Below are 25,887 nucleotides of genomic sequence, written 5' to 3' on the forward strand. Positions count from 1 at the left end.
AGCTCATTGTCCTCTACCAGCAGCAGTCGTGCGCCACGCAGGCTGGCCATGGCGCTGGCGCTCTGGCCCAAACGCTCGCGGGCCCGGGTTTCGGTCAGAGGGATTTTGCCGAGTACCGAGCCCAGCGCCTCAAGCAACGTAGAAGGCGTCACCGGCTTGGTCAGCACCACCGGCAATTGAATGTCGTGCTTCCTGGCCTCATCGCGGGCCTCCTCGCGACCGAATGCAGTGACCATGATCACCGACGGCGTTTGCGCCAGTTTGACGGCCTGCATCTGCCGTACCGTCTCCACACCGTCCATGCCGGGCATGCGCCAATCCATGAGCACCAGATCATAGGGCTGCGTGTTGGCTTCGGCCTCCACAAGCATGGCCAGTGCGGCTGCGCCACTTTGTGCGACGTCCACCTCCACACCGAAACTGCGCGTCATGCCAGACAAAATCTCCCGCGCACTGGCGTTGTCGTCGACCACCAGCACACGCTTGCCCACCAATTCGTCGGCAGTCGCCATACGCCGCAATTGGCCGTCACGTTGCACACCCAGGTTCACCTCGAAATGAAACGTGGAGCCTTGGCCCGGCTCGCTCTCGACCCAAATGCTCCCGCCCATCAGTTCCACCAGATGCCGGGAGATCGCCAGGCCCAACCCGGTGCCACCGTATTTACGGGTGGTGGAGCTATCGGCCTGGCTGAACGGCTGAAACAGGCGCGAGCATTGCTCGCTGCTCATGCCGATCCCGCTGTCACGGACCCAGAAATGCAGCTGCGCTTGCTCTCCCGCGCCGCCGCGCTGCTCGACACCGAGTACGATCTCGCCCTGTTCGGTGAACTTCGTCGCATTGTTGCCCAGGTTGACCAGCACCTGCCCCAGACGCAACGGATCGCCGATCAAAGCGGTCGGCAGTTCGGCAGCAATGCTGAAGAGTAATTCCAGGCCTTTGTCCTCGGCTTTCAGGCCGATCATGCTGGCAAAGCCGTCGAGCACGTCCTCAAGGTGGAAAGGAATGTGTTCGAGGTGCATTTTTCCGGCCTCGATCCTGGAGAAATCGAGGATATCGTTGATGATCACCAACAGGTATTCCGCAGAGCGATGGACCTTTTCGATGTAGTTGCGCTGGCGGTGGTCGAGCTCGGTTCGCAGGGCCAGATGGCTCATGCCAATGATCGCGTTCATCGGCGTGCGGATCTCATGGCTCATCGTCGCCAAAAAGTTGCTCTTGGCCCGAGTCGCCTCTTCTGCGGCCTCGCGAGCGCGCTGCACCTCGGCCTCGGCGGTCTTGCGTTCGGTGATGTCAAAGTACCAATTGGCATTCATGCCCCGCTCCCCCAGCGTCATCTTGACTGCCGAAACCAGAACATCGAAGCGTTCGCCTCCAGCGCGTTGCAGGCGGGCTTCGAAGTTCAGCACCGGACCTTGCGACGCCGCTGCGAGAAAGCGTTGGTGAGCTTGCGGGTCGACCCAGAACTGCGCCGGATCGGTGCCCTCCAGTTCAGCGAGACGGGTTGCGAACAAACTGTCGAACTGCGGATTACAGTAGGTCGGACGGCCATCGACGTCTCTGATCACCATGGCCACCGGGCTGCTGTCGAGTACTGCGCGCAGCTGTGCTTCATTGGCCTTGAGCGCCTGAGCCTGTTCTTCCAGTTTCAGCGCCTGGTCCGCCACTTCATTGGCCTGGCGACGGGTTTCTGCCAACAGGGTCTTGACCGCCTCATTTCGTTCCATGATCGCCATGGCGGCAGCCAGGCGTGGGGTGGCTTCGTGCAACAGCAACAATTCGCGCTCGCCCAACGGTTCAAGTCCGGCCAGCTCGAGTACGCCCAGCAGCCGCTCACCATGCAAGATAGGTTGCAACAACAGGCAACTGGCCGGAATCTCGCCAAGCGACGAGTGCAATCGCCTGTACTGCTCCGGCAACGCCTGAAGCTGACGCGGCTGGCGATCGACCGCGCACTGCCCCAACAGACCATCGCCGAATATGACTTGCGCCTCGGGTGGCCGCTCGGAGTCGGTGGCATAGCGGCCCATCAGCAGCAGCATGCCGGTGTCCTCCTGTGCGCTGTAAAGCACCCCTTGGCAGATTCCGTGCAGGCTTGCCATGTGTTGCAGGAAGACCTGCGCCAGTTCGGCTGGCGTTTCTGCCTGCTGCAGATCGACCTGCAATTGGGCGGTATGCGCCTTGATCCAGCGCTGACGCTCCAGTTGTTGGGACTCGGTCTGCAGTTTGGCGATGGCCCGCGCCAGATCACCCGTTTCGTTGTTCAGGTCAGTATGGGGAATCGGCTGATCGAGCTGCCCGGCGGCCAACTGGTCCACCGCAGCCCGCACCCGGTTCAGCGGATTGCGGATCGACTGACTGACCAGCCAGGCCAGCAGCATCGCCAGCGACAAGCCACCGAACAGCAGTACGTAGGTCAGCTTGGTGCTGCGTTCGGCAAAGCCGGCAATATCCTTGGCTGTGTCGCGAATCGAGGCTTCCTTGATCTGGGCGATCGCATACAAAAGGGAATCGGCCTGCTTGGCAAGTTGCTGGAACTCACGGCTATTGAGTAGCGCTAACGCCTGATTCTGCCGCCCCTGATCGATCAACAGAAAGGCCTGTTCGCTATGACCCTGCAACTGTTGCAGCAGCAGGTCGAACTCGGCGAGGCGCGCCAGATTCTCTGGACGTCTGAGGGTCACTTTGCCGTTGGCCAGCGCCACCTGCAGACGATCCCGGGAATCGTGCATCTGCTGCAGGGACTCAACGCGGATCTGCGCGCTGTCAGTGCCCACCGCACGCTGCAGCGCTTGCATCATATGAGGCAGTTGCACCCGTGCTTCCTGCAAGTGCTCCATGCCGACCAGTTCCTGGAGATAGAGGTTTTGCATGTCCTGCTTCAGCGATTGCTGGGTGCGCAGGCTTTGCACGCCGAGCACCAGCACCAACAGCAGCAGCGCCGCGAACCCCAGAATCAGTTTGTGCAAAAGCGCGAGGCGCTCAAGCAGGGTGCGCAATCCGGCCATGACCTATCCTCGATAACCTGATGAAAATACTGACAAAGGGGCTCGTAGTCCCGGGGTCACGGCGTCTGACCGCTACGTTCCAGGGCAGCCAGCTTGCCGGCCATGTCGTGATCTGTATCGGCGAAACGCGCGGCAATGGCCTGGAACTGTTCTACGCAGGTCAGGAAGGCATCGCAGATGTCAGGGTCGAAGTGCGTGCCTCGCCCCTGACGAATAATCTCGACGGCCTGTGCGTGGGGCATCCCCGGTTTATAAACCCGCCGGCTGATCAGCGCGTCATAGACATCGGCCACCGCCATCAACCGGGCGCTGATGGGAATATTGTCAGCAGCCAGCCCTTGCGGGTACCCGCTGCCGTCCCATTTTTCCTGGTGACTGTAGGCAATCTCCTTGGCCAGAGTGAGGAAGTCGGCGCGAATGCCAAGCGCATCCTCGGCATGCTGGATGGCGTCACGTCCCAGCGTTGTATGAGTCTTCATGATCTCGAACTCCTCCTCGGTGAAGCGTCCCGGCTTGAGGAGGATATGGTCAGGAATGCCGACTTTGCCAATGTCGTGCAGCGGCGCCGACTTGAACAGCAACTGGATTGTCTCGTTGCTGAGAAAGTGACTGAAACGGGGATGATCATGCAGATGCTCGGCCAGCACCTTGATGTAATGCTGGGTCCGCCGGATATGGTTGCCCGTTTCGTTATCGCGAGTCTCCGCCAGTGAAGCCATGGCCTGAATGGCCACGTCCTGGATCGCAATCACCTCGCGGGTCCGGCGCTCCACTTCCTGCTCCAGATAGTCGTTGTGATCGCGCAGGAAGTCTTTCGCAGCCTTGAGTTTGAGCTGGGTATCCACCCGCGCCAGAACCAGCGCCGGCCTGACGGGTTTGGTGATGTAGTCGACAGCGCCCAGTTCCAGGCCATGGATCTCATCTTCGGTTGCGGCCATGGCCGTCAGAAAGATGATCGGAATATCGCGGGTTCGCGGGTCGCGTTTGAGCTGCTCGGCCACTTCATGGCCGGACATCCCGGGCATCATCACGTCAAGCAGGATCAAATCTGGAAGTGTGTCGCCCTGCAGTACACGCAACGCCTTTTCACCGCTATTGGCAACTTTTACCCGGTAGCGATCCTTGAGCAGATCCATCATCAGCATCAGGTTATCGGGCGTGTCATCGACCACCAGTAGGGTAGGCGGACTGTAATGATTCTGTTCGGTAATCATGCGGGCGGCTCCATTGCCTGACATTGACGTCCCAAGGCGACATTTCCACCCCAGCGCCGGAAAGCTTAGCTGCAGTTATCCACGGCTGCCCTATCGACGTCAAACAGCGCAATGGCCAGGATTTTCATCGAGGCCTTTATTGCGTTACTTCCGCTCATTCAGCAGTTCGGCAATCAATTGCGCGGGCTGTATCTTCGCTGATTGGGCGACCTGATTGAGAGTGTCGCTGGACGATGCCACTGAAAGCCCGCGTTGGCGCAGCCGCGCAACCAGTTCATCGGGCGTGCTCTTGAACAGGGCTGCGCTGTCGGTCAAAGGCGCTTTGGTCACCAGTTGCACGGCGGCAAATGCCGGATTGCCACCCTGTTTGCCACCCATGCCTGATACGACGAAAGGCACTGCAACCAATATCGAAAGCAGAAGCGGCAGATAAAGTGACTTGCGTTTGATATACCCCATTAGAGGCCCCCAGTTCTTCCACAAGTGCAGCGCAAATGGAACCAGAAGAACAATGCTGAGCCATTCATGCATGCCATGAAACAGCGCCGGTGCCCAATGGAAGAACAGCGCCACTCCAGAAATCATAGAGACGATAAAGAAGCCAGTGGTCAGAGGGGTTGCGAAGCGATTGATCAAGTTTTTCAAGTGTTAGCTTCCGGGGTTCAGTCATCTTGGTGCCCGCGCGCAAGCGGGCTCACTGGACTTGCAAGAGGGATTTTCAGGTGATGGTTTAAGAAGATGATGGTACAGAGGTTTTGTGTAAGGAATTTGTAAGCCGGAGTAAAACTTCTATTTACATAGCGCCTGACAACTAATTCACCGACAACACAAAAGTTGGGAAAGTTAAGTTAGTGCAACAAAGCGCTACTGCGCCTGAAAGGTTTGCAGGTAAGCCAGCAAGTTGTCGATTTTTTCCGGATCGCTGAGCCCCCAGAAAATCATGCGGGTGCCGGGGACCACTTCTTTCGGTGCTTCGAGGTACGCGGTCAGTGTTTCGCGAGTCCAGACGATACCGGCGGATTTCATGGCGTCGGAATACTGGTAATCCGTAGTGCTGGCGGAATGTCGTCCGAAGAGGTTGTTGAGCTGTGGACCAAATGAACCCCGAGCCGATTCCCCGACCTGGTGGCAACCCCCACAGATCCGCTTGAACAGTGTCGCACCCGCTTCAGCATCGCCGGCCGCGTGTGCCGGGATGCTGAACAAACCTGAATTGAGCAGACAGGCGAAGGTGATGAATACGGCGGGTTGCTTCATGTTCTGTTCCCGAACGAGGAGAGCCAGGCGCGAGTGAATCAAGGGGCGCCTACTTGCAGACGTAAAAGTCTACGTAAAGAATGGCTGTCTTCGTAGCCCGGCGTATCAGCGCCTGACAAACATTTCACTGGAGACACTTGTGCCACCCCTGACCGCCCGCGAGGTATACCAGACATTGCGCGACGCCGCCCTGGGCATTCACCCTTTGCGGCGCTTCGACAAACCCGCCGGGGCCGGCCAGGTGCAGGTCGACATCGACGGCTGGCGCCTGACCCTCGACGTCGAAGGCGTCCATGTGCGCCACTGCCACCGCTGCCACAGCCCCGACGGCCGCGAGGGGGATCTCGACAGCTGGCAACGTTACGGCACCGACCCGGTCAGTTTTCTCAGCGCGTGGGAGCTGGCGCAGATTGAGCAGCTGTTGACCGAACAAACGCCACTGTTGGAAAAGCCCGGTCAGCGAACCTCGTAGCAGGCTTCGCCAGCTGCTACAAAGTGCGTTTGGCTAACTGATCAGCGTTGCAGCTAAACCGGGGTTTTTCACGTCAAACGATCGTTCTCTTCGTCGGCTTACGCCGAGCCGTCGCCCGCGACAGATTGAGTTCCACGGCAGCACCAATCAACCTCTTCAATGCGTTGTCATCCAGCGTGTCACCCTCATGCACATCAATGGCGCGTCGGGTATTGCCCTCAAGACTGGCATTGAATAAACCGGAAGGATCCTCCAGCGAGGCACCCTGGGCAAAGGTCATTTTGACGACGCTCTTGTACGTCTCTCCAGTGCAAATGATTCCGGCGTGAGACCACACCGGCACGCCCCGCCACTTCCATTCCTCGACCACGTCGGGATCGGCCTGGTGGATCAGCATTCGGATGTGACCGAGCATCTCGCCCCGCCAATCGTCCAGTTCCTTGATTCTTGCATCGATCAGTTGCGAGGCCGCGCCTTGCGTCACTGCAGAAACCATGTCCTTTTTCATGGGTGATCACCTTCTTCATGAGGGTTTTGACCCGCCTCATGATAGTTGTCGCTCGCTCATCACTCGAGTGTCACTGACTGACGGCGCCCACATCTGGCTCGCACCGCGGACAACGTTTCCTCTGCTCCCGGCTTAATGCCAAAATGCAGCGCACAGGTCACCCGTCCAGCCCCTGCCGCGTAATGCAGTGCAACGAGAATTCGATATGAACACCTATTTTCAGATCAGTGATGCCCCCGAATCCCACGTCTCCCACCAGCAGCCGGCGGTAACAGCATGATTGAGGTCACTGAGGTTTCCATTGCGCAACTGCGTGCTGCGCTCGAATCCGGCCAGACTACGGCGGTCGAATTGGTGCAGGCTTATCTCGCCAGGATCGATGCCTACGACGGCGCCGACACCCCTACCGCGCTCAACGCGGTTGTGGTTCGTAACCCCGACGCACTCAAGGAAGCGCAAGCGTCCGATGCCCGTCGGGCCAAAGGCGAGACGCTGGGGCCGCTCGATGGCATCCCTTACACGGCCAAGGACAGTTATTTGGTGAAGGGGCTGACCGCCGCGTCTGGTAGCCCCGCCTTCGCCAACCTGATCGCTTATCGCGATGCGTTCACCATCGAACGCCTGCGCGGCGCCGGCGCCATCTGCCTGGGCAAGACCAACATGCCGCCCATGGCCAACGGCGGCATGCAGCGCGGGGTCTATGGCCGCGCCGAGAGCCCGTACAACGCTGACTACCTCACCGCGCCGTTCGCCTCGGGTTCGTCGAACGGTGCCGGTACGGCAACCGCCGCCAGTTTCGCCGCCTTCGGCCTCGCGGAAGAAACCTGGTCGAGTGGACGCGGTCCCGCCTCGAACAATGGTTTGTGTGCCTATACGCCATCGCGCGGGGTGATTTCGGTGCGCGGCAACTGGCCGTTGACGCCGACCATGGACGTGGTTGTGCCGTTTGCCCGGACCATGGCCGACCTGCTTGAAGTACTCGACGTGGTGGTGGCCGAAGACCCGGAAACACGGGGCGATCTATGGCGGATGCAACCCTGGGTGCCGATCCCGAGTGTCACTTCGGTGCGCCCAGCCTCCTACCATGAACTGGCCGCGCAACCCGAGGCTCTCGCCGGTAAGCGCTTCGGCGTGCCGCGCATGTACATCAACAAAGACCCGGAGGCCGGCACCAGCGAGGCGCCGGGTATCGGCGGACCGACCGGGCAGCGCATAAACACCCGCGATTCGGTGATCGGTCTTTGGGAAGCGGCTCGCCGGGCGCTGGAAGCGGCCGGTGCTGAAGTGGTCGAAGTCGATTTTCCGCTGGTTTCCAATTGCGAAGGCGACCGTCCGGGGGCGCCGACCGTGTTCAATCGCGGCATCGTCTCCAAAGAGTTCCTGCACCATGAGTTGTGGGACCTGACGGCCTGGGCATTCGATGATTTTCTTCAGGCCAATGGCGATCCGAAGTTGAACCGCCTGGTCGACGTCGACGGACCGCAGATTTTCCCCCACGACCCCGGCACGCTGCCCAACCGCGAGGGCGACCTTGCGGCCGGCATGGACGAATACGTGCGGATGGCCGAACGCGGCATCACGCCGTGGAACGAGATCACCACGGTGCCGGATGGCTTGCGCGGGCTTGAACTCACGCGGCGTATCGATCTTGAAGAGTGGATGGATCGCATGGGTCTCGATGCGGTTCTGTTCCCGACGGTCGCCGATGTGGGTCCGGCGAATGCCGATGTCGATCCGGCGTCTGCGGACATCGCGTGGAGCAACGGCATTTGGGTCGCCAATGGCAACCTCGCCATCCGCCACCTGGGTGTGCCCACGGTCACCGTACCGATGGGCGTGATGCCGGACATCGGCATGCCGGTCGGGCTGACCTTCGCCGGTCGCGCCTATGACGATTCATCGCTGCTGCGCCTGGCGTCGGCGTTTGAAGCGACCGGTTCAAAACGCTTGATCCCGCCGCGTACCCCGCCACTGCCAGGTCAGCCGTAAAGGTAGACCGGGATTGGAGCGCTACAGGCTCCAATCCCGCTCAACGATTCAGCCCTTGGCCGCCATCGCGGTCACTTCCACACGCATGCCTTCAACCGCCAGAGCGGCCACGCCCACAGCGGCGCGAACCGGCCACGGCTTGGCGAAGAAACGTTTGTAGACCTCGTTGAACGCGGCGCGGTCGGCCATGTCGGTGAGGTAGATAGTCAGGTGCAACACTCGATCCATGGAACTGCCGGCGCGCTCCAGTGCAACTTTGAGCGCTTGCAGCGTGCATTCGCTCTGCTCGACGATGCCACCCAATTCCAGACTGCCGTCAGCGTGGGTGGGAATCTGCGTGGAGACCAGCAGGCCGCCGAAACCGGCGACGTCGGAGGAGATGGAATCCTGGTCTGGGTCAGGGGTGAACGTGATGTCTTGGTTGGCCATGGGGATCTCGTACTTGAGTGTTTAGGGCTGTCGCGTATCAGGCGCGCAGTTTACAACCCCACGGCGAAATGCTGTTCATGAATCATTTAGTTCGGGTCCAGCAACCCGCCGCTCCAGTTGCGCGAAACCCGGCTACCGGTGAATTTCGCCACCACCATGCCCTGCGACACGAGCCGATCCCGATAGCGAGTGACCATGCGCCCCGCTTGCTCGGCCACCAGCACCACTTCGGACGACGTATCACCCGGTCTGCGTAGAATCCGCGCAAAGCGTTGCCCTTCTTCGACGAAATCGCCGAGCTCTTTTTCAAAGATCAGCACGCCGGGCTGGGGCGCCAGAATGGTTTCCATATGGCCCATTTCCATCGCCTCGACGGGCCAGTCGGCGGGGGCCAACGCCTCATCAATCACCCCGCAGCTGCACAGCCAAACGTACAACCCTTCGGCGTCCTGCTCGGCAAACCGGTCACTGACATCGCCCTGCCCACGCAGCTCCAGCGTCGCAGCCATGCGCTGATCGGTGACGCCTTCGCGCAGCCACGGCGCGATGATGGTTTCTTCGAAGGAGCCATCGCCGCCGTCATCCCAGATGATCGCCACGTCCATCTTCATCGCGGCGGCCAGTTCGCGGCCACGGGGCCAGAAACGCCGGTGAACGTAGAGGTAGGGCAACGCCTCGTCATCGGTGTGCAGGTCGAGCATCACGTCCGCCGGGGCCGCCAGTTGCACCAGTTTTTTTTGCCATTCCTGGACGTTGGTCGAGGGTTGGGCCATGGCGGCCGACTGGTCGAACGAGCGGTTGAAGTTATGCCCGGTGGCGTCGTGAAAACGACCGAGAATTCGCCCTTGGCGAAACTGCCCAATGCCCAGCGGATTGGCTTGCGGTACCACCGTCACACGGCCGTTGAGCCGACCGTGAGCCTCGGCGATCTCAAGCTTTTGCATCAGCAGATGCAGCACCAGCATCCCGGCGATTTCATCGGCATGCACCCCGGCTTGCAAGTGCACTGAGGGCCCACTGCCATTGCCCTCGAAGCGCCAGGCACCGACCTGCACCGGGTCGCCGTTGTTGTTGCGAACACTGAACGAAACATCCTGCGCCATCTGCTTGTCCTCCCGCGTCACGAACGTCAAAAAACAGAACATTGCCATGGCCGAAACTGGAGATTGAACGCACGTTCAACTAAGCTCGCCAACCAGGCAACACACCCAAGGACTCCMGTGTGACAACTGCTCCTGCAAAAAACCGCCGCGCTGAGCCCGACGAGCGTCGCGAAATGCTGGTGGCCGCCACCCTGCGCTGCCTGGTGCGCGATGGTCATGCCGGCATTTCCGTGCGCCGCATCGCCACCGAGGCCGGGGTGTCCGTGGGGTTACTCAATCACCATTTCGGCAGCATCGATGCGTTGATTGCCGATACCTACCAAAAGATCGCCAGCGAACTGACCACCGCGCTGCTCCAGGAAATCCAGCAGGCCGGAACGCCTGCGCAAAAGATGGACGCGTTCCTCACAGGCTCCTTCTCGCCTCGGGTCATGGACCCGCAATTACTCGGCGTCTGGGTAGTGTTCTGGAGCTTGATCCGGCACTCCGAACACGTCAGCCAGTCCCACGAAAAAAGCTACCGCGCCTACCTCGACCTGCTTCGCCAGTTGCTGGATGACATGGCGATCAGCGAAGGGTTCGTGATCCACGACACGCGCCTGGCCGCCATCGGTTTATCGGCGATGCTCGACGGACTCTGGATCGAGTGGTGCCTGAACCCGGAAACCTTCAGCCCCGCCAACGGCCTCCACATCTGTCGTTGCTGGATAAAGGGGCTGCGACACGGAGCATTCAGCACCGACGACGTCTTGTGAGGGGTGTCGCCCGAAAATCATCGCCAGGGTGCCGCTGACCGCGATCAGCCCGGCACCGACCATCAGCGACACATCCATCAGCGTGCCCCAGATCAGGCTCGACAGCAGAAACGCCCAGATCAGCCCGGTGTATTCGAAGGGTGCCAACAACGTTGCGGTGGCCCGCTGAAAACTGGCGAACAACAGAAACTGACCGATACCGCCGACCAACCCGGCGCCGAGCATCCCCAGCCAGGCCGGGGTTGGCGCCGGCGTGTAGGTCCAGGGCAACGCCACCGTCATGCACATCACAAACACCACGTTGGTGATCAACATCTGCTCCAACACTGACGTCTGCTCATCCACCTGGCGCAACTGGATGTAGGTGAACGCCCAGCACATCGCCGCCAACAGTGTCAGGACCACCGGCACAGGATCGGCCAGGTTGTTGGGACGACAGGCGATGATCACGCCGACAAAACCGATGATCAGACTGAACCACTGCCAGGCGCTGGCGCGTTCCTTGAGAATCACCGCCGCCAGCACCGTGACCATGATCGGGGCGGAGAAATACAGTGTGGTCATTTCCGCCAGGGTCAGGTCCCGGGCCGCCGTGTAATACAACACCCAGGCGACAATCGACAATAATCCGCGCACCACCAGCAAACGCCGGCTCGGCGAGCGCCATGCGCGCTGGACCAAGCGCAAGCGCCCCACCAGCAAACAGGCCAGCACCACCACGAGGGCGCGCCAGAACAGAATGCTGACCACCGAATAATCCGCCACCAACCACTTGATGGCGGCATCCTGCAACGCCAGGAACGTATAACCCAACGTGCACAGGCCGATGCCTTGCATCGACCGGTCGACGATCCGTGGTGCGTTCATTACGTCGACCTGCGCACGGGCGTCCCGCGCCGTTCGGCAAAGGCAAACAGCGCTTCGATCAGAAACGTCAGGCAGACATAGACGCCGGCCACCAACAGCAATGGCTCATACACTTGCAGCGTCTGGGCGCGTACCACGTTGGCTGCGCCCAGCAGGTCGATAATCGCAATCGTCGAAGCCAGCGCCGTGGACTTGAGCAGCATCACGGTCTCTCCGGCCAGTGTCGGCAGCAACAGGCGCATCGCCCGAGGCAAACGCACTCGTAGCAACGACTGGCGCGGGGTCATGCCAAACGCCGAAGCCGCTTCCATCTCACCTTTGGGCACCGCCAGCAGCCCGTCGCGAATCACTTCGCCGACATAGGCCCCCACCGACACCACCAGGGCAAACACGATGTACCAGTAACCGTCCCGCAGGTACGGCCAGAGGAAACTGCTGCGAATCAAAGGGAACTGCGCAAACAGGCTGCCCAGGCCGTAGTAGAAAATGTAGATCTGGATCAGCAGCGGCGTACCGCGCGTCACGCTGGTGTAAAACAGACTGACCTTGGCAATCACGCTGTTCTTCGAGATCCGCGCCAGCGCCACCAGCACTGCGAGCGCGAAACCCAGCACGCTGGAAATCAACAGGATGGTGATGGTCGTTTGCAGCCCCCGGCCCAACAGCGCCGCGTATTCAACTATCCACGCTGGAATCATTTCATTCACTCAGCCAAAGGCATCCAGCGACGGATGCGTCGTTCAAGCCGTCCAGACAGGTAGTTGGACGCCAACGTCACCGCGTAATACATCGCCGCGGCGGTGAGGTAGAACAACAGGTAATGACGCGTCGAACCCGCGCCTTGCTTGGCGGTGTACAGCAACTCGTTGGTGCCGACCACGCTGATCAATGCGCTGTCCTTGATCAGGTTGATCCACAGGTTGGCCATCCCGGCCATGGCGTAAGGCGCCATGATCGGCAGCGTGACCCGCCGGAACAGACCGAACCCGCTCAAGCCAAACGCCTTGCCCGCCTCGATCTGGCCAAAAGGAATGGCCTGGATCGCTGCCCGAAAAATCTCCGAAGCGTAGGCGCCCTGCACCAGGCCCAACACCACAATCGCTGCCAGCGGGCCGCTGACATTCACGGTGCCGTATCCCATCTGCACCATCAGCGAATTGAGGAGCATGGAGCCTACGTAGTACAGCAGCAGGATCAGCAACAACTCCGGAACCGCCCGGAATATTGTGGTGTAGCTGCGCATCAGCGCCGCGATCGGTTTGGGTGCGCTCAGCTTGAGACAGGCCACCACCAGCCCGATCATCAGCCCGAGCACAAACGCTCCGGCCGAAATCTGCAGGGTCATCCAGAGCCCCTTCAACAGCGCACTGCCCCACCCCTGCTCGCTGAAATTGATCAACTCGAACATTGCCGGCATTTCACTCTCCAGTTACAGCACCACCGGACCTTGTGGGAGCGAGACCGGCTTGCCGGCGAAGGCGATGTGTCAGTCGACATCATTACTGAATGTCATACCGCTTTCGCGAGCAGGCTCGCTCCCACAGGTTCTGCATTTGGCAAAGGATTTGTGTTCAGGTCAGAACGCTGGTTTCACGCTGGTACCGAAGTAGTGTTGAGACAGGTCTTCATAGTCCTTGCTCGCAAGCAGACCCTGGATGGCCTTGTCGAGTTTGGCCTTGAGCTCGGTGTCATCCTTGCGCAGGCCGGCGCCCACACCTTTGCCGAAAATCGGGTCATAAGGCACCGCGCCGAGGTAGTCCAGGTTGCTCGCATCCGGCGTCTGCACGAAGGCGGCCATGGCCGTGCCGTCGGCCATCATCAGGTCAATGCGACCGGCAATCAGGTCGGCGTTGGCCGAGTCCTGGGTGTCGTAATACTTCACGTCAGCGATTTTTTCGTAGTACTGCTTGAGGTAGCTGGCACTCACGGTGGAGTTTTGCACGCCGATGATCTTGCCTTTGAGATCGTCCGGGTACTTCTTAACGGAAGTGCCCTTGGGCCCGACAATCGCGATTACCGAGTCGTAGTAGGCCTTGCTGAACGCGATCTGTTTTTCGCGCTCTTCTGTCACCGACATCGAGGAAAAAATCACGTCGATTTTCTTCGCCAGCAACGAAGGAATGATGCCGTCCCACGCCACTTCCTTGATCTCGCACTCGGCTTTCATTTCGCTGCACAGCTTGTGGATCAGGTCGACTTCAAAGCCTTTCCATTCACCGTTTGCCTGCTTCTCGGTGTACGGCGGATAGGGTTCGGCCGCGACCGCGAACCTGATCGGCTGGGCTTGGGCCGCGCTCATACCGGCCAGCAACAAGCAGGCCGCGCCGGTAAACCAGTTTGCCAAACGTCGATTTCCCATGATTTGTCCCCGTCTTTTTTAGATTTATTTAGCGAGTCTGATGAGCGTTGACGAATTGTCGGCAACGTTCGCTGCGTGGGTGTACGAACACTTCATCCGGCGAACCGGTTTCCTCGATCAGCCCTTGATGCAAGTAGGCGACTTTGGACGAGACATCGCGGGCAAAAGCCATCTCATGGGTCACCAGGATCATGGTCCGGCCTTCTTCCGCGAGGGAGCGGATCACCCGCAGCACTTCGCCGACCAGTTCCGGGTCGAGTGCCGAGGTGGGTTCATCGAACAGCATGACCTTGGGCCGCATGGCCAGGGCCCGGGCGATGGCCACCCGTTGTTGCTGTCCCCCGGAGAGAAACGCCGGGTACTCGTTGCGCTTGGCCGCCAGCCCGACGCGTTCGAGCAAGGCTTCGGCCCGTTCAGTGGCCTCCGCACGGCTTTCACGCAGGACCTGGGTCGGCGCCTCGATGAGGTTTTCCAGCACCGTGCGATGGGGCCAGAGGTTGAAATTCTGAAACACCATGCCCAGGCTCGAACGGATCCGCACCAACTGCCTGGCGTCGGACACCAGCGGCGCGCCGGGACGGTCGTGGTTGAGCTTGATGCTTTCGCCATCCACCAGAATGCGCCCCTGGTCCGGCACTTCGAGCATATTGATGCAGCGCAGCAAGGTACTTTTGCCCGAACCGCTGGCGCCGATCAGGGAAATCACATCGCCTTCACGAGCCGTCAGGGACACGCCCTTGAGCACTTCGATATTGCCGAAGCGTTTGTGCAGGCCTTCGACTTCGATCATGGTTTTGGTCGTGACCGGTGCAATCGTGGCCTGGCTGGTGACGCGGCTGATCACGGGGCGTGGTGTTTCACCTTTGAGCACCAGGACAAAATCGCGAATACGCTGACAGGCCTGGGCCAGACGCTCTTCACCCAGGGTGAACGAGAGCCGCACAAAACCTTGTGCCGGCTCGCCAAACGCCGCCGCATCGAGGACCGACACACGCGCCTCGCGCAGCAGGCGCCAGGCGAACTCCAGCGAGGTCAGCCCGGTGTCTCGCACGTCCACCAGCACGAACATGCCAGCATCGGGATTGAGCACGGCAATACCCGGGCAATCCGCCAGGCTCGCGACCACCAGATCGCGACGACGACGATAGATGTCGCGCATGCCATGGGTCACGACGTCGTGGGCCTGCACCGCTTTCAATGCCGCTTCCATGACAAACCCGGGCAAGCCATAGAGCATGCTCAGCACCAAGGTTTCGGCGTGAGCGATCAAGGCTTCGTTGGCGACAATCCAGCCAATACGCCAGCCGGTCATGGCATGGGATTTCGACAGGCTGCCGATCACCACGCAGCGCTCGGCCATGCCCGGCAGGGCGGCGAGGCTGAGGTGTTCGCGTTCAAACGCGAGGCTTTCGTAGACTTCGTCGACCACCACCCACAGGTCATGTTCAATGGCGAGGTCGGCGATGGCTTGCAGCTCTTCGCGGTTGAGCACCACGCCGGTGGGGTTGTTCGGGTTGGAGAAGAAAATCGCCTGGGTACGCGGGGTGATGGCCTTGGCCAGCACGGCGGCATCGAGCCTGAAACCTGAATCCGCCGAGCACGGCACCCGCACCAGCGTGGCACCGGAGGCTTTGAGCGTCGCCTCGTAGGTCACGTACATCGGGTCCAAGGCAATCACTTCATCGCCGCTGTTGAGCAGGCACATCGAGGTGATGAACAACGCGTTCTGCGCCCCGGCCGTGACGATCACGTTGGGCGCTTGCACTTCTCGGTCGGACAGTGGGCTGTAGCGATTGGCGATGGCTTCGCGCAAGGCCTGGCGCCCGGCGATATCGGTGTAGTGGGTGTCGCCTTCGCGCAGCGCTTCAATGGCGGCATCGGTGATGAAATCGGGCGTGGGGAAATCCGGGTCACCGACGCTGAGAATGATCACATCCTCGCCACGGCGCTGGGCTTCAAGGCCTGCATTGTGAATATCCCAGGCGGCCACACCGTCGCCTGAAATCCGCTCAACAAAGGGTGAAAACCGCATGCCAGTGCCTCGTTCGAATTGAAGAAACGCAAGCCCGCGCAACCAGCCGGGGGAGGTGGCCACCAACATAGTCGAAGCTGAACAGTCGTTCAACAGAAAAGTCACGATGCTTCGCGTTCAGCACAAACAGGTCGTTTTCACGACAGTCGCGACGTTTTTCAATACGGGGTTGAGGGGTGAAAGGCTCATACGGCCGCAGCTTTGGCGTGTCTATCTCCATGCATCGGAGGCGAACGAGCAACGATAAGCTAATGTTTTGAAGGTTGTTTTCTCTATTTGCTAAAAAACAACCGAATGGCCCGTCAAACAACGCATAGACAGAAAAACCCGTCAGGCCAATGATGGACGTTAACTGCCACCGGAAGACCTCGAATAAAAACAACTGAGGGTTGCGATCAGGCGATGAACATTCTTTACGACGAACACGTCGACGGCGTTTTGCCCGACGTCGACAAGGCCGCGCTGCTCCAGGCGTTGCACACGCGATTGCCCGATCTGGAAATCCTGCATCAGCAGGAAGAGCTCAGGCCGTACGAATGCGACGGGCTCTCCGCCTATCGCACCACGCCCCTGCTGGTGGTGCTGCCCCGCCACCTCGACGAAGTCCAGGGCATCCTTAGAGTCTGCCATGAGCGGCACGTCCCGGTGGTCGCCCGTGGTGCCGGCACGGGTTTGTCCGGCGGTGCATTGCCACTGGAAAAAGGCGTGCTGCTGGTGATGGCGCGCTTCAACAACATCCTGCACATCGACCCCGCCGCCCGCACCGCGCGGGTTCAGCCGGGAGTGCGCAATCTGGCCATTTCCCAGGCGGCGGCGCCATTCGGTCTGTACTACGCGCCGGACCCCTCCTCGCAGATTGCCTGTTCTATCGGCGGCAACGTCGCCGAAAACGCCGGTGGCGTGCATTGCCTCAAGTACGGCCTGACCGTGCACAACCTGCTCAAGGTCGAGATTCTGACCGTCGAGGGAGAACACCTGACGCTGGGCTCCGATGCCCTGGACTCGCCCGGCTTCGATTTGCTGGCGTTGTTCACCGGCTCCGAAGGCATGCTCGGGGTCATCACCGAGGTAACGGTCAAACTGCTGCCCAAACCGCAGACCGCGAAAGTGCTGCTGGCCGCCTTCGATTCCGTCGAAAAGGCCGGCCGTGCAGTGGGCGACATCATTGCCGCCGGCATCATTCCCGGCGGCCTGGAGATGATGGACAGCCTGGCCATTCGCGCGGCTGAAGACTTTATCCACGCCGGCTATCCCGTTGACGCTGAAGCCATCTTGCTCTGTGAACTCGATGGCGTGGAAGCCGATGTGCAGGATGACTGCAACCGCGTACGCCAGGTGCTGGAACAGGCCGGCGCCACTGAAGTCCGCCAGGCCCGCGACGAGGCCGAACGCGTACGCTTCTGGGCCGGACGCAAGAATGCCTTCCCGGCGGTGGGACGCCTGTCGCCGGATTACTACTGCATGGACGGGACGATCCCGCGCCGCGAACTGCCCGGCGTGTTGCGGGCTATCGCCGCACTGTCGGCCGAATATGGCCTGCGGGTCGCCAACGTGTTCCATGCTGGCGACGGCAACATGCACCCGCTGATTTTGTTCGATGCCAACCAGCCCGGTGAGCTCGACCGCGCCGAAACCCTGGGTGGCAAGATCCTCGAATTGTGCGTGAAGGTCGGCGGCAGCATTACCGGTGAACACGGTGTGGGCCGCGAGAAGATCAATCAGATGTGCGCACAGTTCAACAGCGACGAGCTGACGCTGTTCCATGCGGTCAAAGCCGCCTTCGATCCGAGCGGACTGCTCAATCCCGGCAAGAACATTCCCACCCTGCACCGCTGCGCCGAATTTGGCGCCCTGCACGTGCATATGGGTCAGCTGCCCTTCCCTGATCTGGAGCGTTTCTGATGCGCAGCGAATTCGACAGGGATGACAGCGCCGCACTGTTGGAACAAGTCAATCAGGCGCTGCAAAACGCGACGCCGTTGCGCATTCAGGGCTCCAACAGCAAGGCCTTCCTTGGGCGCATCGTCGCCGGCGAAGTGCTCGACACGCGCAGCCACCGAGGCATCGTCAGCTATGACCCGACCGAACTGGTGATCACCGCCCGTTGCGGCACGCCGTTGGCAGAACTGGCTGATGTATTGGACGACGCACAGCAGATGCTGGCGTGCGAACCGCCCTCCTTCGGTGAAGGCGCCACCGTCGGCGGCATGATTGCCTGCGGATTGTCGGGACCTCGGCGCCCGTGGTCAGGCTCGGTCAGGGACTTCGTCCTCGGTACTCGGGTGATCACCGGGCACGGCAAGCAGTTGCGCTTCGGTGGCGAGGTCATGAAGAACGTTGCCGGCTATGACCTGTCGCGTCTGATGGCCGGCAGTTACGGCGCGCTGGGAGTGGTGACTGAAGTGTCGCTCAAGGTGTTGCCCAAACCGCGGCAGTGTCTGAGCATCAGCCTGGAAATGGACAGTGATCGCGCCTTGCTGCGCCTCGCGGAATGGGGCCAACAGCCCTTGCCGATCAGCGCGGCGTGCCATGACGGACAGCGCCTGCACCTGCGACTTGAGGGCGGCGAAGGCTCGGTGGCGGCGGCCCATGAGCGATTGGGTGGCGAGTTGCTCGACGCAATCTATTGGGAGGATCTCAACGAACATCGACTGAGTTTCTTCGATGAAGACCAGCCCCTTTGGCGGCTGTCTCTACCCCACAACACGCCCCGGCTTTCCCTGCCCGGCGTTCAACTGATCGATTGGGGCGGCGCACAACGCTGGCTCAAATCCGAGGCGCAGGCGTCGTTCATTCGCAAGATCGTCGGTGAGGTTGGCGGGCATGTGACCTGTTACAGCCACGGCCTGATCGACAGCCCGTTCCAACCATTGCCTGCTGCGCTGATGCACTACCACCAGAACCTGAAGCAGCAACTTGATCCACGGGGCATCTTCAACCCCGGTCGCTTGTACGCGGAGTGTTGAGCCATGCAGACCACCTTGAGCGAAAAGGCCCGCCAACTGCCCCGCGCCGAAGAAGCCGAAAGCATTCTGCGCACCTGCGTGCACTGCGGTTTTTGCAATGCCACTTGCCCGACCTATCAGCTTCTGGGCGATGAACTGGATGGACCGAGGGGCCGCATCTACCTGATCAAGCAGGTGCTGGAAGGCAACGAGGTTACCCAAAAAACCCAGCAGCATCTGGACCGTTGCTTGTCGTGCCGCAACTGCGAAACCACCTGCCCCTCTGGCGTCGATTACCACAACCTGCTCGACATTGGGCGCGCGGTGGTGGATGCCGCCGTACCGCGCTCACTCGACCAGCGCCTGTTGCGCGAGGGTTTGCGCAAGGTCGTACCCAACCCGGGGCTGTTCAAAGCACTGGTCAACAGCGGTCAGATGTTTCGTGCATTGCTGCCAAATACCCTGCAAGCCAAGTTGCTTCGCCGTGTGTACCCGGCCAAACCGCGTCCGACCGTGCGCCACAAGAGGCGGGTGTTGATGCTGGAAGGTTGTGTGCAGCCGGGGCTGTCGCCCAACACCAACGCCGCCACCGCGCGCGTGCTGGATCGACTCGGCATCAGCATCACACCGGCCCGCGAGGCCGGGTGCTGCGGCGCCGTCGATTATCACCTCGACGCCCAGGCGGCGGGGCTTGATCGCGCACGGCACAACATCGATGCGTGGTGGCCAGGCATAGAAAACGGTGTCGAAGCCATCGTCCAGACCGCCAGCGGTTGCGGTGCGTTCATCAAAGACTATGGTCACTTGCTCCGCGCCGATCCGGCCTATGCCGACAAGGCACAAAAGGTCAGCACACTGGCCAAGGACCTGGTGGAAGTGCTGCGCGATGAACCGCTGGAATCACTCGGCATCCACGGCAATCAGCGCCTGGCATTCCATTGCCCCTGCACCTTGCAGCACGCGCAAAAACTCGGCGGCGCGGTTGAAGCGCTGCTGACGCGCCTGGGATTCAACCTCACGCCCGTGCCTGATAGCCACTTGTGCTGCGGTTCGGCGGGCACCTATTCGCTGACCCAACCCGAACTGTCCCGACAACTGCGCGATAACAAGCTCAATGCGCTGGAGAGCGGATTTCCCGAGGTCATAGTCACCGCCAATATCGGTTGTCAGGCCCACCTCGACGGTGCGGGTCGAACCCCCGTCAGGCACTGGATCGAACTGGTCGAGGCCGCCCTGCCCTGATCGCGAATTGGAGAATTGCCATGAACAGAAAAGCCGTACTGAGTCAGGCCGAAGTCAGCCAGATCCTCGCCGCCGCCCGTACCGAAGCACAGAGCAATCAATGGGCCGTGACCATTGTGATTGTCGACGACGGCGGCCATCCCCTGGCACTCGAACGCCTCGACGGTTGCGCGCCCAGCAGCGCCTACATCGCCACCGAAAAAGCCCGCACCTCGGCCTTGGGCCGGCGCGAATCCAAGGGCTATGAAGACATGGTCAATGGTGGACGCTACGCCTTTTTATCCGCGCCRTTACTGACATCCCTTGAAGGGGGCGTGCCGATTATTTTCGACGGTCAGGTGATCGGCGCGATTGGCGTGTCCGGCGTCAAGGCCGAGCAGGACGCGCAAGTGGCCAAGGCTGGGGCGAAATGTTTGAAATGACGGCACCTGCGAGCGGTGAGAATCCTGTGGCGAGGGAGCTTGCTCCCGCTGAGGCGCGCAGCGGCTCCAAAAAATGGGACAGCTTCGCTGTCCAGCGGGAGCAAGCTCCCTCGCCACAGAAGCCCCCTTACCACAGAAACTCCTGGCCACAGCGTGCGAGCACCACTACTTCCGTGCCAACTTATACCTGATGCACTCCTCATAAAAACTCTGCCGCACGGCGGCGGGCTTGAATCGCGACGGGCTGTCGTAGGTCTGCTCGGTGATGCCCATGGCCATCATGTGCATCCACGGTTTGTCGAACTTGTAGGTGTGTATCTTCTTGCGCGCGGCATACAGCGATACCCCGGACAACTTGAGCTCCTGCGCTCGGGCCGCCGTCCCCGCACCCCAATCGCACATATATCGGTCATTGGGCTTCAACTCCTTGGCCTGGACCGCGCCAGCCATACCCGCCAGGGCGAACGAGATCATCGTGACCGCTACATTGCGCAATTCCATTCCGCCTAACCACCTGAAAATAAAGTGATTTTGGCGACAACTTCGCACCAGCGGGGCCAGCAAATTGCCTTATCTGCACAGAACAACCATTATCGGGTTCGGTGTGCCGGTAACGACCCAAAACCCAATGACCTCTCCTCAACGCAACGCCGGTGAACGCGTGTTAAGCATTCGGTTAAATTGTAAGAGCGTTACAAACACTGCCAATCAGCTGTTGATTGTGCTGCTGGGCTTTATCGTGCCTGGCATGGCCAGTGCCGGGCCAAAGCCTGAGAACATGGTCTATTTGCGCACCATTGATCCGAGCATCGAACAGGACATCCGCTACGCTGGCGCGCACAACTTCACCGGGCACCGGCTCGACGGTTATGACGCCGCCGAATGCCTGTTGTCCGTGGACACCGCCAAGGCCCTCGCCCGGGTGCAAGCGGCATTGCGCCCGCAAGGCTATGGTTTGAAGGTGTTCGATTGTTATCGCCCCAGCCGCGCCGTCGCCGACATGGGACGCTTCGCGACAGTGTCGGGTGACCCGCGAAAGGCTGAGTTTTATCCGCGCGTGGACAAGCAGGACTTCTGGCGCCTGGGCTATGTGGCGCGGGTGTCGGGGCACTCCAAAGGTTCAACCGTGGACCTTACACTGATTGGCCCAAAGGCCCTGCCAGCCGATACCTGGACACCTGCCTCGGCACAAGTCGATTGCACGGCACCCTATGAACAGCGCTGGCACGACGGCGCCCTCGATATGGGTACCGGGTACGATTGCTTCGATGAACGCGCACATACCGCCAATCCGACGATCAACGCCAGCGCAAAAGAAAACCGTGAACGTCTCAGCAGCGCCATGGAAAAAGAAGGGTTTGGCGGGTATTCGAAGGAATGGTGGCACTTCACGTTCAGTGGCGAGGGAGCGCCAAAGAACGTGATGGATTTCCCCATTACACCGATGAGTTCCAGCGATGTCATCGGTTCCAGCGGTCAGTTGATTGTGGTCACCTCCAAGAACTGGGATGACATCCAGGGCAGCGCGCAGCGCTATGAACGTGACGGTAAAACCTTTCGAAAAGTCGGCGACGCCTTTCCAGTCGTGGTCGGCAAAAACGGCATGGGCTGGGGCAAGGGCCTTGGCAGCGTTGATGCGGTTGAAGGCCCGGTCAAACGTGAAGGAGACGGAAAAGCCCCCGCCGGGGTTTTCAAACTGGGCACCGCGTTTGGTTACGACACCTCGGCCGACACCCGACTGCCGTACCTTGCGCTGACACCCACCACCGAATGCGTGGATGACAGCCAATCCAGACGCTACAACGAACTGGTTGACGGCGCCGCGATGGCCAAGGACTGGAGCAGTTCGGAGCATATGCGCAACGAAGAGGGTTATCGCAAAGGCATTTTCATCGAGCACAACACCCCGGCCACGGCGGCCTCGGGTTCTTGCATTTTTTTCCATATCTGGCGTGACCCCACTGCGCCGACGGCAGGTTGCACGGCCATGGATCAGGGGGATATTGCTGCGTTGCTCAAGTGGCTGGACCCTCGCGAATCTCCATTGCTAGTGCAGATGCCGGAGGCGCAATACGAGCGGTTTCGTGAAGGGTGGAAGTTGCCGTGAGGTTGATGGGTTTTGGACTCGAACAACGCTCGCCCATCAGCCATCACCTGACATTCCAGAGGTCACAAGACCTGTCGTCGATGCCTGCGATTGCGCCTGAATCCGCCGGCTTGTGCGTCTATGACTTACCCCTCAAATCAAGGCAATACGTGTAATAACCCGCCTCACGCACATACCCCAACGACTCATACRACCGCTGCGCACCGAGATTATCCGTGGCAGTTTCCAGCACCATGCCCCTGGCACCGCTCAACACCGCAAAGTCGCGAGCGGTGTTCATCAGCAAGGTGCCTACCCCTCGCCCACGGGCATCGGGGGTGGTGAACAGGTCACTGAGCAGCCAGGTACGGTGGGCGTCGATGGAGGAAAATGTCGGGTACAACTGCACGAAACCCAACGCGTGGCCCGTGGCGTCCTCGGCGAGGAAAATCGCCGACTCGTCCCGGACAATGCGTTCGGCGATGAAATCCCGGGACTGCGTCAGGTTCGAGGGCTGGCCGTAGAAGCCTCGGTAGGCGTCGAAAAGGCGCGCAACCTGGTCGAGATGGCTGGCGTCGACGCGTAAGGCTTTTACGACCATTTGGGGATCTCTCGGGGGTTGAATTACTTCGGCTGCGCCACAGTGCGCAAGTAAGGTTTGATGGTTTTGAAACCATCCGGGTACTTCTTCCGCGCGTCTTCATCAGACACCGACGTAGGGATGATCACGTCCTCCCCCGGACGCCAGTTAACCGGCGTGGCGACGGTGTGCTTGGCGTTCAATCGCAGGGAATCGAGCAGGCGCAGCACTTCATCGAAGTTACGCCCGGCACTCATCGGGTAGATAAGCATGGCCTTGACCTTTTTGTCCGGGCCGATGATGAACACGGAACGCACGGTGGCGTTGTCTGCGGCAGTGCGGGTGCCGCCACTGGCATTCGGGTGGATCATGTCGTAGAGCTTCGCCACTACCAGGTTTTCGTCACCGATCATCGGGTAATTGACCGCGTGCCCTTGGGTTTCTTCGATGTCCTTGGCCCAGCTTTCATGATTGCTGACCGGGTCGACGCTGAGCCCGACGATCTTGGTGTTGCGCTTGTCGAACTCCGGTTTGAGCCCTGCCATGTAGCCCAGTTCGGTGGTGCATACCGGGGTGAAATCCTTCGGATGGGAAAACAGGATGGCCCAATGGTCGCCAATCCATTCGTGGAAATTCAGCGTGCCTTCGGTGCTTTCAACGGTAAAGTCCGGTGCCTCGTCGCCAATACGGATTGCCATGTTTGTTCTCCTTATTATGGGGTCGTAGGGACAACCGTCAGAATCGGTGTACCTCTCCAACGGCATTCAGGTTCGGTGATGAACCTGTCAACGCGGATCAGTATAGGAGACGCGGCAAGACAAGGGCGTTACCGCTGGCCCTAATCTTTAAGTCATTGAATTCAAAAAATGACAAAACAGCCAGACCGATACGCCATCGATCTGACTGTTTCTGAGTAAAACCCGACGCCACTAAACCCGGACGTTGCGTCCTGGCAGCGACGAGCGCTGGCTGGTCTCCCAATCCTGTACCAGACCGACGGGCGCATCCGAGGCCGGCAGCATGTTGCGCCCGCGCACCAGATCGCTGGCCCGTTCGGCGAGCATGATGGTCGGCGCGTTGAGGTTGCCGTTCGGTTCGGTCGGGAACACCGACGAGTCGATCACGCGCAACCCGGCAATGCCATGCACACGCAACTCGGAATCGACCACAGCCATGTCGTCCTCGCCCATGCGGCACGAGCCGCAAGGATGGTAGGTGCTTTCGAGGTTTTCCCGCACGAAGGCATCGAGTTCTTCATCGCTGGTCACCTCTGCTCCAGGGGCAATTTCGCCGTCGCGGAAGCGATCCATGGCCTTCTGGCCAATGATCTCCCGGGTCAGGCGGATGCAGCGGCGGAATCCTTCGCGGTCCTCTTCGCGTTGCAGGTAGTTGAACTGGATCTGCGGATGCTCGTACGGGTCAGCCGAACGGGCGCGCACATAGCCGCGGCTCTTGGGTTTGTTCGGCCCGGTGAGCACCATGAAGCCGTGGCCCTTGATCGGTTTGTTGCCGTCGTAACGCATGGCGGCCGGCAGAAAGTGGAACTGGATGTCCGGCCAACGCAGCCCCTTGTCCGAGCGAATGAAACCACCGGCCTCGAAATGGTTGGTGGCGCCGAGGCCGTCCTTGAACAGCAGCCAGCGCAGACCGATCATCAGTTTGCTCAGCGGGTCCATTTTGCTGTTGAGCGTCACCGGTTCCTTGCAGCCGAACTGGATGTACACCTCGGCGTGATCCTGCAGGTTCTCCCCTACCCCAGGCAGGTCATGACGCACGCTGATCCCGGCTTTGCGCAGGACTTCGGCCGGGCCGATTCCGGAGCGTTGCAACAGGTGCGGCGATCCGATCGGCCCTGAAGAAATCAGTACTTCGCGGTTGCAATAAACCTGATGGGTCTCGCCGTTGTGGTCATACATGACGCCGACCGCGCGCTTGCCTTCAAGGATGATCTGCCGGGTCATCGCGTGGGTGATCACGGTCAGGTTCGGACGGCCCATGGCCGGGCGCAAATAAGCGTTGGCCGTGGAGCAGCGCACGCCGTTTTTCACGGTCATGTGCATGGCACCAAACCCTTCCTGCATGTAACCGTTGCAGTCTTCGGTCTTGATGTAACCAGCTTCGGCACCGGCGTCCACCCACGCCCCATACAGCGGGTTTTTCATGTGGTTGCCGTTGGTGGTGTGCAACGGCCCCGTGCCGCCGCGATAGCCGTCGCCGCCCTCTTCATAGTGTTCTGCCCGTTTGAAGTAAGGCAGGCAATTGCGGTAGCCCCAACCCTGGGCACCCAGCGATTCCCACTCGTCAAAGTCATAGGCATGACCACGGATATAGACCAGGCCGTTGATCGACGACGAGCCGCCGAGCACCTTGCCCCGTGGGCAGTGAATGCGTCGCCCGTTGAGGAACGGCTCTGGCTCGGTTTCGTAGCGCCAGTTGTACTTCTTGGTGTTCATCGGGATCGAGAACGCGCTCGGCATCTGGATCACCACACTGCGGTCACTGCCACCGAATTCCAGTACCAGAACGGAGGTGGCCGGGTCTTCGCTCAAGCGGTTGGCCAACACACAACCCGCGGAGCCGGCACCAATGATGATGTAGTCGTATTTTTGCGTCGCCATG

The 25,887-nt window shown here is 60.4% G+C and carries 23 protein-coding genes and 1 pseudogene; 8 read left to right on the forward strand and 16 right to left on the reverse strand.

From position 1 onward, the window contains the following. From AC1DSG_RS05980 to AC1DSG_RS05995, 4 genes are all read right to left on the reverse strand, one after another. Positions 1–3,008 (reverse strand): hybrid sensor histidine kinase/response regulator (locus AC1DSG_RS05980; protein WP_477790040.1); only part of this gene is annotated, 3,008 nt, incomplete at its 3' end. Positions 3,009–3,064: 56 nt separating this feature from the next. Further along, a complete protein-coding gene (locus AC1DSG_RS05985; RefSeq protein WP_477790041.1) occupies positions 3,065–4,222 on the reverse strand; it encodes a response regulator in 1,158 nt (385 codons plus the stop codon). 144 nt (positions 4,223–4,366) lie between these two features. Then, entirely contained in the window at positions 4,367–4,867 is a 501-nt protein-coding gene (locus AC1DSG_RS05990; RefSeq protein ID WP_477790042.1) for a DUF4405 domain-containing protein, read from the reverse strand. Positions 4,868–5,086: 219 nt separating this feature from the next. Further along, positions 5,087–5,479 carry a c-type cytochrome gene (locus tag AC1DSG_RS05995; RefSeq protein ID WP_477790043.1) on the reverse strand — a complete coding sequence of 131 codons (393 nt, stop codon included), beginning with the start codon at positions 5,477–5,479 and terminating at the stop codon, positions 5,087–5,089. Between the two features lie 139 nt (positions 5,480–5,618). Here AC1DSG_RS05995 and AC1DSG_RS06000 point away from each other — a divergent pair, with 139 nt between their 5' ends. Continuing rightward, positions 5,619–5,951: a DUF7693 family protein gene (locus AC1DSG_RS06000; protein ID WP_477790044.1), complete on the forward strand. Its 333-nt coding sequence runs from the start codon at positions 5,619–5,621 to the stop codon at positions 5,949–5,951. A gap of 73 nt (positions 5,952–6,024) precedes the next feature. On the opposite strand, the gene AC1DSG_RS06005 is transcribed toward AC1DSG_RS06000, so the two are convergent. Next, entirely contained in the window at positions 6,025–6,459 is a 435-nt protein-coding gene (locus AC1DSG_RS06005) for a DUF1801 domain-containing protein (RefSeq protein ID WP_477790045.1), read from the reverse strand. A gap of 276 nt (positions 6,460–6,735) precedes the next feature. Between AC1DSG_RS06005 and AC1DSG_RS06010 the strand changes: the two genes are divergently transcribed. Further along, on the forward strand, positions 6,736–8,448 hold the full coding sequence (locus AC1DSG_RS06010) for an amidase (protein WP_477790046.1): 1,713 nt from the start codon (positions 6,736–6,738) through the stop codon (positions 8,446–8,448). 48 nt (positions 8,449–8,496) lie between these two features. On the opposite strand, the gene AC1DSG_RS06015 is transcribed toward AC1DSG_RS06010, so the two are convergent. Together AC1DSG_RS06015 and AC1DSG_RS06020 are read right to left on the reverse strand one after the other, a co-directional pair. Further along, the gene (locus tag AC1DSG_RS06015; RefSeq protein WP_477790047.1) at positions 8,497–8,877 is read right to left on the reverse strand and encodes a RidA family protein; all 381 of its coding nucleotides are present in this window, start codon (positions 8,875–8,877) and stop codon (positions 8,497–8,499) included. A gap of 86 nt (positions 8,878–8,963) precedes the next feature. After that, positions 8,964–9,980, reverse strand: coding sequence for a M14 family metallopeptidase (locus AC1DSG_RS06020; RefSeq protein WP_477790048.1), 1,017 nt, complete (start codon positions 9,978–9,980; stop codon positions 8,964–8,966). A gap of 173 nt (positions 9,981–10,153) precedes the next feature. On the opposite strand from AC1DSG_RS06020, the pseudogene AC1DSG_RS06025 reads away from it, so the two are divergent. Further along, positions 10,154–10,639: pseudogene (locus AC1DSG_RS06025) on the forward strand (TetR/AcrR family transcriptional regulator); the annotation flags it as partial. On the opposite strand, the gene AC1DSG_RS06030 reads toward AC1DSG_RS06025, so the two are convergent. From AC1DSG_RS06030 to AC1DSG_RS06050, 5 genes are all read right to left on the reverse strand, one after another. Then, on the reverse strand, positions 10,595–11,602 hold the full coding sequence (locus tag AC1DSG_RS06030) for a DMT family transporter (RefSeq protein WP_477790049.1): 1,008 nt from the start codon (positions 11,600–11,602) through the stop codon (positions 10,595–10,597). The pseudogene AC1DSG_RS06025 and the gene AC1DSG_RS06030 overlap by 45 nt on opposite strands. Further along, complete coding sequence (locus AC1DSG_RS06035; RefSeq protein WP_477790050.1) at positions 11,602–12,300, reverse strand: ABC transporter permease; 699 nt, start codon at positions 12,298–12,300, stop codon at positions 11,602–11,604. The genes AC1DSG_RS06030 and AC1DSG_RS06035 overlap by 1 nt, the downstream gene beginning before the upstream one ends. Before the next feature lie 5 nt (positions 12,301–12,305). Beyond that, the gene (locus tag AC1DSG_RS06040) at positions 12,306–13,019 is read right to left on the reverse strand and encodes an ABC transporter permease (RefSeq protein ID WP_477790051.1); all 714 of its coding nucleotides are present in this window, start codon (positions 13,017–13,019) and stop codon (positions 12,306–12,308) included. Positions 13,020–13,178: 159 nt separating this feature from the next. Next, on the reverse strand, positions 13,179–13,961 hold the full coding sequence (locus AC1DSG_RS06045; protein WP_477790052.1) for a transporter substrate-binding domain-containing protein: 783 nt from the start codon (positions 13,959–13,961) through the stop codon (positions 13,179–13,181). Between the two features lie 28 nt (positions 13,962–13,989). After that, positions 13,990–15,993, reverse strand: a complete 2,004-nt coding sequence (locus tag AC1DSG_RS06050) for an aminotransferase class I/II-fold pyridoxal phosphate-dependent enzyme (protein ID WP_477790053.1) — start codon at positions 15,991–15,993, stop codon at positions 13,990–13,992. A gap of 402 nt (positions 15,994–16,395) precedes the next feature. Here AC1DSG_RS06050 and glcD point away from each other — a divergent pair, with 402 nt between their 5' ends. Genes glcD through AC1DSG_RS06070 form a run of 4 tightly spaced genes read left to right on the forward strand, consistent with a single transcriptional unit; the run spans position 16,396 to position 20,602 of the window. Further along, positions 16,396–17,895: a glycolate oxidase subunit GlcD gene (glcD, locus tag AC1DSG_RS06055; protein ID WP_477790054.1), complete on the forward strand. Its 1,500-nt coding sequence runs from the start codon at positions 16,396–16,398 to the stop codon at positions 17,893–17,895. After that, a complete protein-coding gene (gene glcE, locus AC1DSG_RS06060) occupies positions 17,895–18,959 on the forward strand; it encodes a glycolate oxidase subunit GlcE (protein ID WP_477790055.1) in 1,065 nt (354 codons plus the stop codon). Before glcD ends, glcE begins: the two co-directional genes overlap by 1 nt. A gap of 3 nt (positions 18,960–18,962) precedes the next feature. After that, a complete protein-coding gene (gene glcF / locus AC1DSG_RS06065; protein WP_477790056.1) occupies positions 18,963–20,180 on the forward strand; it encodes a glycolate oxidase subunit GlcF in 1,218 nt (405 codons plus the stop codon). A gap of 20 nt (positions 20,181–20,200) precedes the next feature. After that, complete coding sequence (locus AC1DSG_RS06070) at positions 20,201–20,602, forward strand: heme-binding protein (RefSeq protein ID WP_477790057.1); 402 nt, start codon at positions 20,201–20,203, stop codon at positions 20,600–20,602. A gap of 165 nt (positions 20,603–20,767) precedes the next feature. Here the strand turns inward: AC1DSG_RS06070 and AC1DSG_RS06075 are convergent, their stop codons facing one another. Continuing rightward, positions 20,768–21,103 (reverse strand): hypothetical protein, encoded by a 336-nt coding sequence (locus AC1DSG_RS06075; protein WP_477790058.1) that lies wholly within the window; start codon positions 21,101–21,103, stop codon positions 20,768–20,770. Positions 21,104–21,230: 127 nt separating this feature from the next. Here AC1DSG_RS06075 and AC1DSG_RS06080 point away from each other — a divergent pair, with 127 nt between their 5' ends. Beyond that, positions 21,231–22,709 carry a M15 family metallopeptidase gene (locus AC1DSG_RS06080; protein WP_477790059.1) on the forward strand — a complete coding sequence of 493 codons (1,479 nt, stop codon included), beginning with the start codon at positions 21,231–21,233 and terminating at the stop codon, positions 22,707–22,709. Between the two features lie 118 nt (positions 22,710–22,827). On the opposite strand, the gene AC1DSG_RS06085 is transcribed toward AC1DSG_RS06080, so the two are convergent. The 3 genes from AC1DSG_RS06085 to betA form a co-directional block, all read right to left on the reverse strand. Next, positions 22,828–23,289, reverse strand: a complete 462-nt coding sequence (locus tag AC1DSG_RS06085) for a GNAT family N-acetyltransferase (protein WP_477790060.1) — start codon at positions 23,287–23,289, stop codon at positions 22,828–22,830. Positions 23,290–23,312: 23 nt separating this feature from the next. After that, on the reverse strand, positions 23,313–23,966 hold the full coding sequence (locus AC1DSG_RS06090) for a peroxiredoxin (RefSeq protein ID WP_477790061.1): 654 nt from the start codon (positions 23,964–23,966) through the stop codon (positions 23,313–23,315). Between the two features lie 231 nt (positions 23,967–24,197). After that, on the reverse strand, positions 24,198–25,886 hold the full coding sequence (gene betA, locus AC1DSG_RS06095; protein WP_477790062.1) for a choline dehydrogenase: 1,689 nt from the start codon (positions 25,884–25,886) through the stop codon (positions 24,198–24,200). Between the last annotated feature and the right edge of the window lies 1 nt (position 25,887).

Source organism: Pseudomonas sp. P5_A12 (genome assembly GCF_056400685.1).